Raw genomic sequence first — 15,746 nt, 5'->3', positions numbered from 1 at the left:
TTCAGCTCCTCAGCAGGGCGTTGAACGGCTCGATCTCCACCGTTTCACCCGCCGCCACCGAACCGCGTTCGCGCTCCAGCACGATGAAACAGTTGCCCTGGCTGTAGGAGCTGAAGACGTGCGAGCCCTGGTGGCCGGTGGTGCTGACCTCCAGTTCGCCCGCGGCGTTGCTGCTGAACACGCCGCGCTGAAAATCGAGGCGCCCCGGCGATTTCTTCAGCGGCGTCAGCGCGCGGGCGTGCAGGCGCGGCGGCAGGCGCCAGTCGCTGTGGCCGGCCAGCTTCGCCAGCAGCGGTTGCACCAGCTGGTAGAAGGTCAGGGCGGCGGAAACCGGGTTGCCCGGCAGGCCGCAGAACCAGGCGTGGCCCAGTTTGCCGAAGGCGAACGGTTTGCCGGGTTTGATCGCCAGCTTCCAGAAGCTGACCTGGCCCAGTTCGTCGAGCATCTGTTTGGTGTAGTCGGCTTCGCCGACCGAGACGCCGCCGCTGCTGATCACCACGTCAGCCTGGCTGTCCGCCTGTGTAAAGGCGGCGCGCAGCGCATCGCGATCGTCGCGGATAATGCCGAGATCGAGCACTTCACAGCCCATCTGCTCCAGCATCAGGCGCACCGCGAAGCGGTTGGTGTCGTAGATCTGGCCTGCCTGCAGCGGCTGGCCGACCGGCTGCAGTTCGTCGCCGGTGGAGAACACCGCGACCTTCAGCTTACGCATCACCTGCACTTCGGCGACGCCGAGCGAAGCCAGCAGCGGCAGCTGCGCGGCGCCCAGCTTCACGCCGGCCGGCAACACGCTGGCGCCTTGGCGAATGTCTTCACCCGCTAAACGGATATTCTGGCCGGCTTCTACCGGGGCGGTAAAACGCACGCCCTGGTCGCTTACTTCGGCCTGCTCTTGCATGACAACCGCTTCCGCCCCGGCCGGGATCGGCGCGCCGGTCATGATGCGCACGCAGCTGTTGGCCGGCCATTGGCCGTCGAACGGCGCGCCGGCGAAGGCTTTCCCGGCGACCGGCAACGGCGCATTGGCCGCCAGATCGGCGAGGCGTACCGCATAGCCGTCCATCGCCGAGTTGGCGAACGGCGGCACGTCGAGCGGTGAGACCACCGGCGCGGCGGTGATGCGGCCGGCGGCGGCGGTCAGCGCGACGGATTCGGTCTGTTGCAGCGGGGCGATCTGCCCGAGCATTTTTTCCAGCGCTTGCTCCAGGGAGATGAGATCGGAAGTATGGCAATGATCCATAAGGGGAACTCCGTAATCAGGGTGCGCAATGATAGCGACAAAGTGCGGCTATTATGGCAGAGAACGCCGGGGGGGAGAACGGGGTATGCCCGCCATCTTTCGCACTGCGCCGGAAGCGTGAACGGGTATAAACTGCGTAAAACAGAGGAGGATCATGATGCATAAACAGGTTATCGAGTTCTGGTTCGACGAGATCGAACCGGTGATGTGGTTCAAAAAGGACGATGATTTCGATCGTCTGCTGCATAGCCGCTTCGGCGAAATCTGGCGGGCGGCGGCGGCGGGGGAACTGGCGCACTGGCGCGACACCATCGAAGGGCGCCTGGCGGAGGTGATCGTGCTCGATCAGTTCAGCCGTAACCTGTTTCGCGGCACGCCGCAGTCGTTCGCCTGCGACGGCATGGCGCTGGTCCTGGCGCAGGAGGCGATCCGCAGCGGCGAGTGCGAACGGCTGAGCCGTGAGCAGCGCGGCTTCCTTTATCTGCCGTTCATGCATTCGGAATCACCGCTGATCCACCAGCAGGCGCTGGTGTTATATACCGAACTTAATAACGGCGACCAGCTGGAGTTCGAGCTACGGCATAAGGCGATCATCGATCGTTTCGGCCGCTACCCGCATCGCAACGCAATATTGGGGCGCATCAGCACGCCGGAAGAAGAGGCCTTTTTACGGCAGCCCGGCTCGGGTTTTTAATCGTCGGATCATCTGCGCCCGGCCGGGGAAAAAACAGCAGGTCGGGCGACACAATAAGCGTGACTCAGCGCGAACGTTTATTTCATTATGCCATGCCGCTATTTCCTCTTGCGAAATTACCAATAATCCCAGCCGCACTGTCAGCGGTTTGCCGCTTTTTATAACCTGCTGTTTTTATTCCAATAAGCTATTTCAAGGTGCGAAATGGTCTAAGCGCGCTACGCTAAAAGCGGGACGTGGACGTTATGCTGTACTTCCACTGTAGGACTAAATAGAGTCGAAAAAGACTGAATAATAATGATACCGCGCTCAGCTTATTCGCTGCGCAACGGCGGGATTAACACAGGGTGTCAGGCAAATGAGCAAACCAGTGATTGCCATTCATGGCGGCGCGGGCGCAATTACCCGGGCGGCGCTGAGTGCGGAAAAAGAACGGCAGTATATCCAGGCGCTGTCCGAGATCGTGGCCGCCGGGCAGGCGGTACTGGCGCAGGGCGGCAGCGCGCTGGACGCGGTGACCGAAGCGGTGCGGCTGCTGGAGGAATGCCCGCTGTTCAACGCCGGCAAAGGCTCGGTGTTTACCCATCAGGGCACCCACGAACTGGACGCCTGCGTGATGGACGGCCGCACCTGCGACGCCGGCGCCGTCGCCGGCGTCAGCCGCGTCCGCAACCCGGTGCTGGCGGCGCGCGCGGTGCTGGAAAACAGCGAGCACGTGCTGTTTGCCGCCGAAGGCGCCGAGAAGTTTGCCGCCGCCCACGGCCTGGAAATGGTTACTCCCGACTTCTTCTTTACCCAGGAACGCTTTGATCAGTTGCACCGCGCCCAGGCGGAGCAGGGGCGGGTGCTGCTCGATCACGACGGCGCGACGCAGGCCGGCGATCCGCTCGATCCCGATCGCAAATTCGGCACCGTCGGCGCGGTGGCGCTGGATGCGCTGGGCAACCTCGCCGCCGCCACTTCCACCGGTGGCATGACCAACAAGCAGGCCGGGCGGGTAGGCGACACGCCGATCATCGGCGCCGGTTGCTATGCCAACAACGCCACGGTGGCGGTCTCCAGCACCGGCACCGGCGAAATCTTCATGCGCGGCGTGGCGGCCTATGACGTCTCCGCCCTGATCGAATACGGCGGCCTCAGCCTGCAAGAGGCCAGCGATCGGGTGGTGATGGAGAAGCTGCCGGCGCTGGGCGGCAGCGGCGGCATGATCGCCGTCGATCGTCACGGCAATATCGCGCTGCCGTTCAACAGCGAGGGGATGTACCGCGGTTTTGGCTATGTCGGCGATGCGCCGTCCGTCGGGATTTATCGCTAAGCGTTCACCGGGAGGGTGTATGACCGACGTTTCATTTCGGCCCGTTGGCGATGGGTTGTCATTGCCGCCGCAGCGTGTGCTGTCGGTGCGCGATCTGAGCATCAGTTTTCCTCAATCGGAAGGTGCCGTGGAAGCGGTGCGCAACCTGTCGTTCGAGCTCGATCGCAGCGAGACGCTGGCGATCGTCGGCGAGTCCGGCTCCGGCAAATCGGTGACTTCACTGGGGCTGATGCGGCTGGTGGAGCAGGGCGGCGGGCGCATCGTCGGCGGCGCCATGACGCTGCGCCGGCGCGACGGCGCGCTGCTCGATCTGGCGCGCGCCTCGCAGAGCACGCTGCGCACGGTGCGCGGCGCCGACATGGCGATGATCTTCCAGGAACCGATGACCTCGCTCAACCCGGTGTTTCCGGTCGGCGAGCAGATCGCCGAATCGCTGCGTTTGCATCAGGGCATGGATCACCGCAGCGCGCGCCAGGAGGCGCTGCGCATGCTCGATCTGGTGCGTATTCCGGAGGCTAAAGAGGTGTTGGGGCGCTACCCGCACCAGCTTTCCGGCGGCATGCGCCAGCGGGTGATGATCGCCATGGCGCTCTCCTGCAAGCCGGCGCTGTTGATCGCCGATGAGCCCACCACCGCCCTCGACGTCACCATTCAGGCGCAGATCCTGCAGCTGATCCGCGTGCTACAACAGGAGATGCAGATGGGGGTGATCTTCATCACTCACGACATGGGCGTGGTGGCGGAGATCGCTGACCGGGTGCTGGTGATGCGCCGCGGTGAGCAGGTGGAGCAAAATCGGGTGCGCGAGCTGTTTGCCACGCCGCAGCAGGCCTATACCCAGGCGCTGTTGGCGGCGGTGCCGAAGCTGGGGGCGATGGCCGATCGGCCGCTGCCGGCAAAGTTTCCGCTGCCGGGTGGCGAGGGCGATGAAGCACCGCAGGATAACGTGCCGTTAAACGCCGCGCCGATCCTGCGGGTGGAGCATCTGGTCACGCGTTTTGATCTGCGCGGCGGGCTGTTCAATCGGGTCACTCGCCGGGTGCACGCGGTGGAAAACGTCAGTTTCGATCTTTACCCCGGCGAGACGCTGGGGCTGGTGGGCGAGTCCGGCTGCGGCAAGTCCACCACCGGGCGCTCTTTGCTGAAGCTGGTGGACAGCCAAAGCGGCACCATCACCTTCGCCGGGCGGCGAATCGATCGGTTGAAGGGATCGGCGCTGCAGCACCTGCGGCGCGATATTCAGTTCATTTTTCAAGATCCTTACGCCTCGCTCGATCCGCGCCTGACGGTCGGTTTCTCCATCATGGAGCCGCTGCTGGTGCACAACGTGATGCGCGGCCGCGAGGCGGAACGGCGGGTGGCCTGGCTATTGGAACGCGTCGGCCTGTTGCCGGAACATGCGCGCCGCTACCCGCACGAATTTTCCGGCGGTCAGCGCCAGCGCATCTGCATCGCGCGCGCGCTGGCGCTGAACCCGAAAGTGGTGATCGCCGATGAGGCGGTCTCGGCGCTGGACGTGTCGATTCAGGCGCAGATCGTCAATCTGTTGCTCGATCTGCAGCGCGAATTCGGCATCGCTTTCTTGTTCATTTCGCACGACATGGCGGTGGTGGAGCGGATCAGCCACCGGGTGGCGGTGATGTACCTCGGGCAGATCGTCGAGATCGGCCCGCGGCAGGCGGTGTTCGACAATCCGCAGCATCCCTACACCCGCAAGCTGATGGCGGCGGTGCCGGTGGCCGATCCCGCTCACGCCCACAAACGGCAGCCGCTGCCGGCCGATGAGATCCCCAGCCCGGTGCGCGCGCTGGGCGATGAACCCGTTACCGCACCGCTGGTGCAGGTTGGCGCCGGGCACTTTGTCGCCCGCCACCCGATCGCCGGTGCTTTTTAAAGACCTCAGGAGAGACAAGCGACATGAAGCACACATTCAAACGCAATGCGCTGTTGGCCGCCGTACTGCTGGCGGCGGGGACCGGCCCGGTCTGGGCGGCGAAGGACGCGGTGATCGCCGTGGCCTCCAACTTCACCACCCTCGATCCTTACGACGCCAACGACACGCTGTCGCAGGCGGTGGCCAAGTCTTTCTATCAGGGGCTGTTCGGCTTTGATAAGGACATGAAGCTGGTGAACGTGCTTGCGGACAGCTATGAGGTCAGCAAAGACGGCCTGACCTACACCGTCAAACTGCGCCAGGGCATTAAATTCCACGACGGCACCGCGTTCAACGCCGAGGCGGTGAAAGTCAACCTCGACCGCGCCAGCAACCCGGACAGCCACCTCAAGCGCTACAACCTGTTCAAGATGATCGACAAAACCGAGGCGGTGGACGCCAATACGGTGAAGATCGTGCTGAAGGCGCCGTTCTCGGCGTTCGTCAACAATCTGGCGCACCCGGCGGCGGCGATCATCTCGCCGGCGGCGCTGAAACAATACGGCAAGGAGATCGGTTTCCACCCGGTCGGCACCGGGCCGTATCAGTTCGTGACCTGGAACCAGACCGATTTCGTCAAGGTGAAGAAGTTCGACGGCTACTGGCAGCCGGGGCTGCCGAAGCTCGACAGCATCACCTGGCGCCCGGTGGTGGATAACAACACCCGCGCGGCGATGCTGCAGACCGGCGAGGCGACCTTCGCCTTCCCGATCCCTTACGAGCAGGCCAAGGTGCTGGAAGGCAACGCCAAGCTGGACGTGGTGGCCGCGCCGTCGATCCTGCAGCGTTACATCAGCATGAACGTCACCCAAAAGCCGTTCGACAACCCGAAGGTACGTCAGGCGCTGAACTACGCCATCAATAAGGACGCGCTGATCAAGGTGGCATTCGCCGGTTACGCGGTGCCGGCGGAAGGGCCGGTGCCGCCGGCCATCGATTTCGCCGCCCGCTACAAGCCGTGGCCGTACGATCCGGCCAAGGCGCGCGAGCTGCTGAAAGAGGCCGGCTACCCGAACGGCTTCACCACCACGCTGTGGTCTTCCCACAACCACAGCACCGCGCAGAAAGTGCTGCAGTTCACCCAACAGCAGCTGGCGCAGGTGGGGGTGAAAGTGACGGTGACGGCGATGGATGCCGGGCAGCGCGCGGCGCAGGTGGAGAGCGTCGGGGTGAAAGACACCGGCGTGCGGCTGTTCTATACCGGCTGGTCGGCCTCGACCGGGGAAGCGGACTGGGCGCTGTCGCCGCTGTTCTCCACCCAGGCGGCGCCGCCGAAGCAGTTCAACACCGCGTTCTACAGCAATCCGCAGGTGGACAAGGATCTGACCGACGCGCTGGCGACCACCGATCGCGCCGAGAAGCAGAAACTGTATCAGGACGCGCAGGATCGTATCTGGGCCGACGCGCCCTGGATCTTCCTGGCGACCGAACGTCTGTTGTCGGCCAACAGCAAACAGCTGAGTGGTTTCTACGTGATGCCGGATACCTCGTTCAACTTTGATAACGCCGATCTGAAATAAGGCGCCCATCCCCGCCCGTGGCCACGCGGCTGCGGGCGGGGGAAGGAATGAGATGCTCAATTATTTTCTGAAACGACTGCTGGGCCTGATCCCGACGCTGCTGATCGTGGCGGTGCTGGTGTTCCTGTTCGTCCACCTGCTGCCGGGCGATCCGGCGCGGCTGGCGGCGGGGCCGGAGGCCGACGAGGCGGTGGTGCAGCTGGTGCGCAAGGATTTGGGGCTGGATAAGCCGCTGCCGCAGCAGTTCGCGCACTTTTTCGTCAACGCGCTGCGGGGCGACTTCGGCATCTCGATGGTGTCCAAACGCCCGGTGAGCGAAGAGATCGCCTCGCGCTTTCTGCCGACCTTCTGGCTGACCGTCGCCAGCATGCTGTGGGCGGTGGCGTTCGGTCTGGCGATCGGCGTGGTGTCGGCGGTGTGGCGTAACCGTTGGCCGGATCGCCTCGGCATGACGCTGGCGGTATCGGGGATCTCGTTCCCGGCCTTTGCGCTCGGCATGCTGCTGATGCAGGTGTTCTCGGTCGAGCTGGGGTGGCTGCCGACGGTGGGCGCCGACAGCTGGCGGCACTACATTCTGCCTTCGGTAACCCTGGGGGCGGCGGTGGCGGCGGTGATGGCGCGTTTCACCCGCGCTTCGTTCGTCGAGGTGCTGCAGGAAGACTACATGCGCACCGCGCGCGCCAAGGGCGTGAGAGAAAGCGTGGTGGTGATGAAACACGGCCTGCGCAATGCGATGATCCCGGTGGTGACCATGATGGGGCTGCAGTTCGGCTTCCTGCTCGGCGGTTCGATCGTGGTGGAGAAGGTGTTCAACTGGCCGGGGCTGGGGCGCTTGCTGGTGGACTCGGTGGAGATGCGCGATTACCCGGTGATCCAGGCCGAGGTGCTGTTGTTCTCGCTGGAGTTCATCCTGATCAACCTGCTGGTGGATATGCTGTACGCGGCGATCAACCCGGCGATTCGTTACCAATGAGGATGCGGCATGATTAAGCATTGGCGGCGCAACGCTGCACTGAAGGCGATGCCGCTTATTGACCCCAACGCGGTACGCACGCCGTGGGGTGAGTTTTGGCGGCGTTTTCGCCGCCAGCGGGCGGCGCTGGTCGCCGGTCTGTTGGTGCTGCTGCTGATTGCGGCGGCGCTGCTGGCGCCTTATCTGGCACCGTTCGATGCGGAAAACTATTTCGATTACGATCGGCTGAACGAGGGGCCTTCGCTGATGCACTGGCTGGGGGTGGATTCCCTCGGGCGCGATATCTTCAGCCGCATCCTGATGGGCACGCGCATTTCGCTGGCGGCCGGGGTGTTCTCGGTGCTGGCGGGCGGGGCGATCGGCACCTTGCTGGGGCTGCTGGCTGGCTACTATGAGGGCTGGTGGGATCGCCTCACCATGCGCGTCTGCGACGTGCTGTTCGCGTTTCCCGGCATTCTGCTGGCGATCGGCGTGGTGGCGATCATGGGCAGCGGCATGGCCAACGTGATCGTCGCGGTGGCGATCTTCAGCATTCCGGCCTTTGCCCGCCTGGTGCGCGGCAACACGCTGGTGCTGAAGCACCTGACCTATATCGAGTCGGCGCGCAGCATCGGCGCCTCGGACTGGACTATCATTCTGCGGCACATTCTGCCGGGCACGTTGTCGTCGATCGTAGTCTATTTCACCCTGCGCATCGGCACCTCGATCATCACCGCCGCCAGCCTGTCGTTTTTGGGGCTGGGCGCCCAGCCGCCGACGCCGGAGTGGGGGGCGATGCTCAATGAGGCACGCGCCGATATGGTGATCGCGCCGCACGTGGCGATCTTCCCCAGCCTGGCGATATTCATCACCGTGCTGGCGTTCAACCTGTTGGGGGACGGATTGCGCGACGCGCTGGATCCGAAGCTGAAGGGGTGAGGGCATCGCTGAATTGGCATACCCCTGTTTTACGAGTATAATTGATGAAAATTTGACCCGTGTATATTACAGGGATGAGGAATGGATATGGCAAATAACAATGTGACGAAAAAGACAGTCAACGTAACCATCGATCGCGATCTTTTCCAGCGCGCAAAATCCCTGGGCGTCAATGTGTCATCCGTATTGACGGACGCATTGAGCGTTCGTGTCAGGGACATTGAGATTCAACAGTGGCGCGAGCAAAATCGTGCGGCGTTAGAAGAACTTAATCGTATCACTGAAGAAAATGGTTTGTTGTCTGATGAATATCGGACATTTTAAATATGCAGTTTACCGTATATGACAATACATATCCGGCATCAGCCTATCCCTACTTACTGGACGTTCAAAGCGATCTTATTGATGCCCTCTCGACCCGGTTAATGATTCCTCTTTATGCTTTGGATAACGTCAGGGTTAAAATTTCTGCACGCTTATGCCCGGAGATTGAGGTAAACGGCGAAAAGTTTCTCGTTATGACGCATGAGATGGCTGCCGTACGTATTTCACAGCTCGGGAAGGCCGTTGGTAATGCCAATGAGCACAGGAATCAAATTAAAGCTGCCATCGATTTTCTGATTGATGGCTTTTGAAGAAATCCGGGCGGTTTAACCGCCCGGACTTTTTTATCAGCGGAACAGGTGCTCGGCGTGGAAGCGCAGGTGATCTTCCACGAAGGTGGCGATGGTGAAGTAGCTGTGATCGTACCCCGGCTGAATGCGCAGCGTCAGCGGCCAGTCGCGCTGGCGCGCCAGTTCGGCCAGCCGCGCCGGCTGCAGCTGATCGGCCAGGAACTGGTCGTCGTCGCCCTGATCGATAAGGACCGGCATTTTCTCCGCGCCGCTGGCCAGCAGATGGCAGCTGTCGTACTGCAGCCACTGGCTTTCGTCGCTGCCCAGATAGGCAGTGAAGGCTTTGCGGCCCCACGGCACCTGGCACGGGTTGACGATCGGCGCGAAGGCCGATACCGAGCGGAAGCGCTGCGGATTGCGAAACGCCATCATCAGCGCGCCGTGGCCGCCCATCGAGTGGCCGAAGATCGACTGACGATCGCTGACGCTGAAGTGCTGTGCGATCAGCGCCGGCAGTTCGGCGCTGATGTAGTCGTACATGCGGAAGTGACGATCCCACGGCGCCTGGGTGGCGTTCAGGTAGAATCCGGCGCCCTGGCCCAGATCGTAGCCTTCATCGTTCGGCACCTCGTCGCCGCGCGGGCTGGTGTCCGGCATCACCAGCACCAGGCCCAGCTCGGCGGCGATGCGCTGCGCGCCGGCTTTCAACGTGAAGTTCTCGTCGTTGCAGGTCAGCCCCGACAGCCAGTACAGCACCGGCGGCGGGTTATCATCGCGCGGCGGCGGCAGGTAGATGCTGAATGTCATGTTGCAATTCAGGCTCTGCGCCGCGTGGCGATAACGCTGTTGCCAGCCGCCGAACATGCGGTGCTCTTCGAGAAGTTCCAATGACAACGTCATCTCTGCCTCCTGGCTTATTGGTCGAAGTGGATGACGGTGCGGATCGATTTGCCTTCGTGCATCAAATCGAACGCTTCGTTGATCTGCTCCAGCCCCATGGTGTGGGTGATAAAGTCGTTCAGCGCGAATTCGCCGTCCAGATAGCGCTCGACGATGCCCGGCAGCTGCGAACGGCCCTTGACGCCGCCGAATGCCGAGCCGCGCCAGACGCGGCCGGTGACCAGCTGGAACGGCCGGGTCGAGATCTCTTCGCCGGCGCCCGCGACGCCGATGATCACCGATTCCCCCCAGCCCTTGTGGCAGCATTCCAGCGCGGAACGCATCACGTTGACGTTGCCGATGCACTCGAAGGAGAAGTCGACGCCGCCGTCGGTCAGCTCGACGATCACCTCCTGAATCGGTTTGTCATAGTCTTTCGGGTTGATCAGATCGGTAGCGCCCAGCTTGCGCGCCAGATCGAACTTGCTGGTGTTGATGTCGATGCCGATGATGCGGCCTGCGCCGGCCATCTGCGCGCCGATGATCGCCGACAGGCCGATGCCGCCCAGGCCGAAGATCGCCACGGTGTCGCCCGGTTGCACTTTGGCGGTGTTCATCACCGCACCCATGCCGGTAGTGACGCCGCAGCCCAGCAGGCACACTTCCTCCAGCGGCGCTTCCTTGTTGATTTTCGCCAGTGAAATTTCCGGCACCACGGTGTATTCGGAGAAGGTGGAGGTGCCCATGTAGTGGAAGATCGGCTTGCCGTCCTTGAAGAAGCGGGTGGTGCCGTCCGGCATCAGGCCTTTACCCTGAGTGGCGCGGATCGCCTGGCACAGGTTGGTCTTGCCGGATTTACAGAATTTGCACTCGCCGCATTCCGGGGTATAGAGCGGGATCACGTGGTCGCCGACCGCCACGCTGGTGACGCCTTCACCGACCGCTTCCACCACGCCGCCGCCCTCATGGCCGAGGATCGCCGGGAACACGCCTTCCGGATCTTTGCCGGACAGGGTGTAGGCGTCGGTATGGCAGACGCCGGTAGCGACGATCCGCACCAGCACTTCGCCTTTTTGCGGTGGCATCAGATCGACTTCTTCGATCTTCAGCGGCTGGTTCGGGCCCCAGGCAACGGCGGCGCGGGTTTTGATCATCTCCATCATAGTCTCCTCAGTGGTTTTCTTTTAAATCAGGCGATATCGCTAACGTCTGATAAATCGTTGGGGGTGCTTTCATCAACAGCGGCGGTTTCCGTCTGTTCAATAATCAATTCTTTCAGCGCGCGCACGTTCGGCCCGAACGCGTCGCGGCGCCACAGCAGCCAGGTGGCGGTGTCGGCCACGTCCGGCGGCAGGGTATGAACCCGAACCCGCTCATGGCCCGGCAGCAGGCTGAGCACCGAATGCGGGATCATCGCCAGCCCGGCGCCGCTGGCGACGCAGGCCAGCATGGCGTGATAGGACTGGATCTCCATGATCTGCCCCGGCCGCGCGCCTTCGCGCTTGAACCAGGCCTCCAGCCGCAGGCGGTAAGAGCAGCTGGCGCGAAAGGCGAACAGCGTCTCGCCGTTGGCGTCTTTGGCGCTGTGGATCGGCGCGTGATCGAGACAGGAGATCACCACCATATGTTCAGGATAGGCGATACAGCCGTTCAACTCGTCATAAGGCACCGGGCCGTCGACCAGCGCCGCCGCCAGCGTGCCGGCGCGCACCCGATCGGCGATTTCGCCGGAGGTGCCGGTGGTCAGCGACAGTGAAACCTGCGAGAAGCGCTGGTGATAAGCCGCCAACAGCGAGGGCAGGCGGGTCGCGGCGGTGCTCTCCATCGAGCCGAGGGCGAAGTTGCCCGCCGGTTCGCCGGCGTGGGTGATGCTCATCGCCTCGTCGCTCAGCGCCAGGATGCGGTTGGCGTAGCACAGAAAGTTATGGCCCATCGGCGACAGGCGCAGGCGCTGTTTTTCGCGGATAAACAGATCGGCGCCCAGCTCCTGCTCGAGCTGGCGCAGCCGGGTGGTCAGATTCGACGGCACGCGGTGCAGCTGCTCGGCGGCGCGGGCGACCGAGCCGGTTTCCGCTACGCAGCAGAACATGCGAAGCTGGGTCAGATCCATAATGTTCTCGTTTCGTGATGAACTTGATTAGTATTATTCAGTTTTTGTGAGTTTAATACTGCGGCATGATACTGGCAACTTTCTTTTAACCTTTTGGATGCCGATATGGCTTTACGTATTGCCTTGAGCGGGTTTGCCGCGCTGATCGTGGCGATGGGCATTGGCCGCTTCGCTTTCACCCCTCAGGTGCCGCTGATGATCGCGGAACATCAGTTCAGCCTGACCGGTGCTGGGCTGGTGGCGGCGATCAACTATTTGGGCTACCTGTGCGGCGCCTACGACGCGATGCGCGCCACGCGCCACGTCGAGCGGCGCCTGTGGCTGGGCGTATGGGGCGCGATGGCGCTGACGCTACTGTCGGCGCTGGCGCAGGATGAATGGACGCACGGCGCGCTGCGCTTCGTCATCGGCTGGGCCAGCGGCTGGGCGATGGTGCTGGTGGCGGCCTGGACCAACGAGCGGTTGGCACACTACGGCCGGCCGGCGCTGAGCGCAGCGGTGTTCGCCGGGCCGGGCGCCGGCATCTTCCTCAGCGGCATGCTGGCGGTGGGCATCAACGCGCTGGGGCTGACGGCGGCGCAGGCCTGGTTGGTGTATGGCGGGCTGGCGCTGGTGCTGGTCGGGGGGATTAGCGCCTTTCTGCCGCGCAGCGGCGAGCTGCATCGCCCGGACGTGGCCCCGAAGCCGCTGCTGCTGACGCCGGCGCTCAAACGCCTGGTGTGGAGCTACAGCCTGGCCGGCTTTGGCTACATCCTGCCGGCGACCTTCTTGTCGCAGATGGCGGCGGCGCGCTTTCCCGCCAGCCTGTTCGCGCAGTTCGTCTGGCCGGTGTTCGGCGGCGCGGCGGTGCTGGGGATTGTCATCGGCATTCTGACCCGCCATCGGCTGACCACCCAGACCCGGCTGGCGATCACGCTGTGGATACAGGCGCTCGGCGTACTGAGCGCCGAAGTGGTGCCGGGCGTGGCCGGCCTGGCGCTCGGGGCGTTGCTGACCGGCGGCGGTTTCCTTTGCGTGGTGCAGCTTGCTCTTCAGCACGGGCGTGAGCTGGCGCCGCGTCATGCGCGTTACATGGCCGGATTGCTGACCACCGGTTATGCGATTGGCCAACTGGTCGGGCCGATGCTGTCGGCGCTGTCGACCGCCTTGACCCATCGGCTGGAGCCGGCGCTGTATGTGGCGGTGGCGGCGCTGTTGGCGGCCGGAGGGCTGGTGGTGAATACCCCGGCGCGGCGGTTGGCGCAAAAAACGGCGACTCGGTGATTAAAAACCATACAAAAAGCGTGGATACCCGCAGCCGGCCTGATTGTGCTAAATGCGAAGATTTCACCTCTGGATGAAGTACTATCACTGGATAATCGCCGCGCTCTCATCTACAGTGGGGGCAAAATCTTGACCGGGTTCACGTTATCCACCACGAAAACTCTGCCGTCACGAGAGCAAGCAATTCGCCGGCCGCACGCCCTATCAGGCCGCCGGCGGGTTCCGTCCGCAGGAGAACAAATACATGACATCATTAAGTAAAGAAGCCGCGCTGGTGCATGCGGCACTGGAAGAGCGTGGTCTGGAGACACCGCTGCGCGGGGAAGTGCTGGATCGCGAAACGCGCAAGCGTCGCATCAAAGAGCACATGACCGAAATCATGCAGCTGCTGAATCTCGATCTGTCTGACGACAGCCTGGCGGAAACGCCGCATCGCATCGCCAAAATGTATGTCGACGAGATCTTCTCCGGGCTGGACTACGCCAACTTCCCGAAAATCACCGTCATCGAGAACAAGATGAAGGTGGATGAGATGGTGACGGTGCGCGATATCACGCTGACCAGCACCTGTGAACACCACTTCGTGACCATCGACGGCAAGGCTACCGTGGCCTATATCCCGAAAGACTCGGTGATCGGCCTGTCGAAGATCAACCGCATCGTGCAGTTCTTCTCCCAGCGTCCGCAGGTGCAAGAGCGCCTGACCCAGCAGATCCTGGTGGCGCTGCAGACCCTGCTCGGCACCAATAACGTGGCGGTATCGATCGATGCGGTCCATTATTGTGTCAAGGCGCGCGGTATCCGCGACGCGACCAGCGCCACCACCACTACCTCGCTGGGGGGGCTGTTCAAGTCCAGCCAGAATACCCGCCAGGAGTTCCTGCGTGCGGTGCGTCACCACCAGGGGTGATGGCGTTGCGGGGCGACCCGCAAGACGACAACAGGCGCCTGCGGGCGCCTTTTTCATGAGCGGAAGACAGCGATAAAAAATGAACAGTCATCCTCTGCCGCGCATTGCCACGCTGGACTGCGTGCGCGGCATCGCCATCCTCGGCATTTTATTGCTGAACATCAGCGCCTTCGGCTTGCCGAAGGCCGCCTACCTCAATCCGGCCTATCTGGGGATGCCGTCATCGCGCGATGCCTGGACCTGGGCGCTGCTGGATCTCTTCGCCCAGGCCAAGTTCCTGGCGATGTTCGCGCTGCTGTTCGGTGCCGGGCTGCAAATGCTGCTGCGGCGCGGCAAAAGCTGGATCCGCGCGCGGCTGTCGTGGCTGGTGTTGTTCGGCCTCGCGCACGCCATCTTCCTGTGGGACGGTGACATTCTGCTGGCCTACGGGCTGATCGGCCTGGTGTGCTGGCGCATGATCCGCGAGGCCAAAGACACCTTCCAACTGCTGAAAACCGGCGTCGTGCTGTACCTGATCGGCGTGGCGGTGCTGCTGCTGCTCGGTTTTGTCTCGCACGGTGAGCCGGGCAGCTTCTGGCAGCCGGGCGTGGCGGAGTTGCAGTACGAGAAGTTTTGGAAGCTGCAGGGCGGTTTCGAAGCCTGGCGCAGCCGCGCCGATCTGCTCTCGTCCAGCCTGCTGGCCATCGGCGCGCAGTATGGCTGGGAGCTGGCGGGGCTGATGCTGTTCGGCGCCGGGCTGATGCGCAGCGGCTGGCTGCGCGGCAGCTATTCCTCCGGCTATTACCTGCGGCAGGCGGCGTGGCTGTTGCCGCTGTCCGTGCTGATCCAACTGCCGGCGGTGGCGCTGCAATGGCAGGTGCACTGGGACTATCGCTGGAGCGGTTTCCTGCTGCAGGTGCCGCGCGAGCTGGGCGCGCCGCTGCAGGCGATGGGCTATCTGGCGCTGTGTTACGGTTTCTGGCCCGCGCTGTCGCGCCTGCGCATCGCCCGCTGGCTGAGCCAGGTGGGGCGTATGGCGTTAAGCAACTACCTGCTGCAAACGCTGATCTGCACCACGCTGTTTTATCGCTTTGGCCTCTATGAGCAGTTTGACCGGCTGCAGCTGTTGGCGTTTGTGCCGCTGGTCTGGTTGGTCAACCTGGTCTTTTCCGCACTGTGGCTGCGTTACTTCGAACAGGGGCCGATGGAATGGCTGTGGCGCAAATTGACGCAGATGGCCGCCGGCGAAGCGGAATCCAAAGCGCTGAAGTGAGCGCCCGTCGGCAGGTTAAAAAAATGTATGTAAACGTTTTCTTTCCTGTGACGTAATTCACGCAGAGCAGCGGGCCAATCGGGGTAGGATAGCGCCACCGGCCACTACCCCGATTTCAGGATCCC

The 15,746-nt window shown here is 62.9% G+C and carries 15 protein-coding genes; 11 read left to right on the top strand and 4 right to left on the bottom strand.

The features are described 5' to 3' along the window. Window position 1 precedes the first annotated feature (1 nt). The gene (gene moeA, locus AC2CGQ_RS11995) at window positions 2–1,240 is read right to left on the bottom strand and encodes a molybdopterin molybdotransferase MoeA (protein WP_099981683.1); all 1,239 of its coding nucleotides are present in this window, start codon (window positions 1,238–1,240) and stop codon (window positions 2–4) included. Between the two features lie 157 nt (window positions 1,241–1,397). On the opposite strand from moeA, the gene AC2CGQ_RS11990 reads away from it, so the two are divergent. From AC2CGQ_RS11990 to AC2CGQ_RS11955, 8 genes are all read left to right on the top strand, one after another. After that, window positions 1,398–1,934 (top strand): DUF924 family protein, encoded by a 537-nt coding sequence (locus AC2CGQ_RS11990; protein ID WP_004938999.1) that lies wholly within the window; start codon window positions 1,398–1,400, stop codon window positions 1,932–1,934. Window positions 1,935–2,292: 358 nt separating this feature from the next. Then, window positions 2,293–3,249: an isoaspartyl peptidase/L-asparaginase family protein gene (locus AC2CGQ_RS11985; RefSeq protein ID WP_099981682.1), complete on the top strand. Its 957-nt coding sequence runs from the start codon at window positions 2,293–2,295 to the stop codon at window positions 3,247–3,249. Between the two features lie 19 nt (window positions 3,250–3,268). After that, on the top strand, window positions 3,269–5,143 hold the full coding sequence (locus AC2CGQ_RS11980; RefSeq protein ID WP_099981681.1) for a dipeptide ABC transporter ATP-binding protein: 1,875 nt from the start codon (window positions 3,269–3,271) through the stop codon (window positions 5,141–5,143). A gap of 23 nt (window positions 5,144–5,166) precedes the next feature. After that, complete coding sequence (gsiB, locus tag AC2CGQ_RS11975; RefSeq protein WP_004938996.1) at window positions 5,167–6,702, top strand: glutathione ABC transporter substrate-binding protein GsiB; 1,536 nt, start codon at window positions 5,167–5,169, stop codon at window positions 6,700–6,702. A 52-nt stretch (window positions 6,703–6,754) separates the two neighbouring features. Further along, a complete protein-coding gene (gsiC, locus tag AC2CGQ_RS11970) occupies window positions 6,755–7,675 on the top strand; it encodes a glutathione ABC transporter permease GsiC (protein WP_049241281.1) in 921 nt (306 codons plus the stop codon). 9 nt (window positions 7,676–7,684) lie between these two features. Then, a complete protein-coding gene (gsiD, locus tag AC2CGQ_RS11965; RefSeq protein WP_019454428.1) occupies window positions 7,685–8,593 on the top strand; it encodes a glutathione ABC transporter permease GsiD in 909 nt (302 codons plus the stop codon). A gap of 81 nt (window positions 8,594–8,674) precedes the next feature. Continuing rightward, window positions 8,675–8,917, top strand: a complete 243-nt coding sequence (locus AC2CGQ_RS11960) for a type II toxin-antitoxin system CcdA family antitoxin (protein WP_078061989.1) — start codon at window positions 8,675–8,677, stop codon at window positions 8,915–8,917. Between the two features lie 2 nt (window positions 8,918–8,919). Further along, complete coding sequence (locus AC2CGQ_RS11955) at window positions 8,920–9,228, top strand: CcdB family protein (protein WP_033633716.1); 309 nt, start codon at window positions 8,920–8,922, stop codon at window positions 9,226–9,228. A 36-nt stretch (window positions 9,229–9,264) separates the two neighbouring features. Here the strand turns inward: AC2CGQ_RS11955 and fghA are convergent, their stop codons facing one another. The 3 genes from fghA to ptrR are packed head-to-tail and all read right to left on the bottom strand — an operon-like array spanning window position 9,265 to window position 12,196. After that, a complete protein-coding gene (gene fghA / locus AC2CGQ_RS11950; protein WP_048322602.1) occupies window positions 9,265–10,107 on the bottom strand; it encodes an S-formylglutathione hydrolase in 843 nt (280 codons plus the stop codon). Between the two features lie 14 nt (window positions 10,108–10,121). Continuing rightward, on the bottom strand, window positions 10,122–11,246 hold the full coding sequence (locus AC2CGQ_RS11945) for an S-(hydroxymethyl)glutathione dehydrogenase/class III alcohol dehydrogenase (RefSeq protein ID WP_164122942.1): 1,125 nt from the start codon (window positions 11,244–11,246) through the stop codon (window positions 10,122–10,124). A 29-nt stretch (window positions 11,247–11,275) separates the two neighbouring features. Then, window positions 11,276–12,196 carry a putrescine utilization regulator PtrR gene (gene ptrR, locus AC2CGQ_RS11940; RefSeq protein WP_004938975.1) on the bottom strand — a complete coding sequence of 307 codons (921 nt, stop codon included), beginning with the start codon at window positions 12,194–12,196 and terminating at the stop codon, window positions 11,276–11,278. Between the two features lie 105 nt (window positions 12,197–12,301). Here ptrR and AC2CGQ_RS11935 point away from each other — a divergent pair, with 105 nt between their 5' ends. From AC2CGQ_RS11935 to yeiB, 3 genes are all read left to right on the top strand, one after another. Further along, on the top strand, window positions 12,302–13,459 hold the full coding sequence (locus AC2CGQ_RS11935) for a YbfB/YjiJ family MFS transporter (protein ID WP_484593680.1): 1,158 nt from the start codon (window positions 12,302–12,304) through the stop codon (window positions 13,457–13,459). Between the two features lie 244 nt (window positions 13,460–13,703). Beyond that, window positions 13,704–14,369, top strand: a complete 666-nt coding sequence (gene folE / locus AC2CGQ_RS11930) for a GTP cyclohydrolase I FolE (protein ID WP_004938969.1) — start codon at window positions 13,704–13,706, stop codon at window positions 14,367–14,369. 79 nt (window positions 14,370–14,448) lie between these two features. Next, window positions 14,449–15,621 carry a DUF418 domain-containing protein YeiB gene (gene yeiB / locus AC2CGQ_RS11925; protein WP_103085764.1) on the top strand — a complete coding sequence of 391 codons (1,173 nt, stop codon included), beginning with the start codon at window positions 14,449–14,451 and terminating at the stop codon, window positions 15,619–15,621. Window positions 15,622–15,746: the final 125 nt, after the last annotated feature.

The organism is Serratia sp. DFXYC6, assembly GCF_057196085.1.
The sequence above is the reverse complement of the archived record's forward strand: the minus strand, read 5'-3'. Positions and strand labels throughout refer to the sequence as shown.

Coding starts and splice junctions, on each gene's coding strand:
- yeiB (WP_103085764.1), top strand. CDS start 14,449: ATGAACAGTCATCCTCTGCCGCGCATTGCCACGCTGGACTGCGTGCGC.
- moeA (WP_099981683.1), bottom strand. CDS start 1,240: ATGGATCATTGCCATACTTCCGATCTCATCTCCCTGGAGCAAGCGCTG.
- AC2CGQ_RS11945 (WP_164122942.1), bottom strand. CDS start 11,246: ATGGAGATGATCAAAACCCGCGCCGCCGTTGCCTGGGGCCCGAACCAG.
- gsiD (WP_019454428.1), top strand. CDS start 7,685: ATGATTAAGCATTGGCGGCGCAACGCTGCACTGAAGGCGATGCCGCTT.
- AC2CGQ_RS11990 (WP_004938999.1), top strand. CDS start 1,398: ATGCATAAACAGGTTATCGAGTTCTGGTTCGACGAGATCGAACCGGTG.
- gsiC (WP_049241281.1), top strand. CDS start 6,755: ATGCTCAATTATTTTCTGAAACGACTGCTGGGCCTGATCCCGACGCTG.
- folE (WP_004938969.1), top strand. CDS start 13,704: ATGACATCATTAAGTAAAGAAGCCGCGCTGGTGCATGCGGCACTGGAA.
- AC2CGQ_RS11960 (WP_078061989.1), top strand. CDS start 8,675: ATGGATATGGCAAATAACAATGTGACGAAAAAGACAGTCAACGTAACC.
- AC2CGQ_RS11935 (WP_484593680.1), top strand. CDS start 12,302: ATGGCTTTACGTATTGCCTTGAGCGGGTTTGCCGCGCTGATCGTGGCG.
- gsiB (WP_004938996.1), top strand. CDS start 5,167: ATGAAGCACACATTCAAACGCAATGCGCTGTTGGCCGCCGTACTGCTG.
- AC2CGQ_RS11980 (WP_099981681.1), top strand. CDS start 3,269: ATGACCGACGTTTCATTTCGGCCCGTTGGCGATGGGTTGTCATTGCCG.
- ptrR (WP_004938975.1), bottom strand. CDS start 12,196: ATGGATCTGACCCAGCTTCGCATGTTCTGCTGCGTAGCGGAAACCGGC.
- AC2CGQ_RS11955 (WP_033633716.1), top strand. CDS start 8,920: ATGCAGTTTACCGTATATGACAATACATATCCGGCATCAGCCTATCCC.
- AC2CGQ_RS11985 (WP_099981682.1), top strand. CDS start 2,293: ATGAGCAAACCAGTGATTGCCATTCATGGCGGCGCGGGCGCAATTACC.
- fghA (WP_048322602.1), bottom strand. CDS start 10,107: ATGACGTTGTCATTGGAACTTCTCGAAGAGCACCGCATGTTCGGCGGC.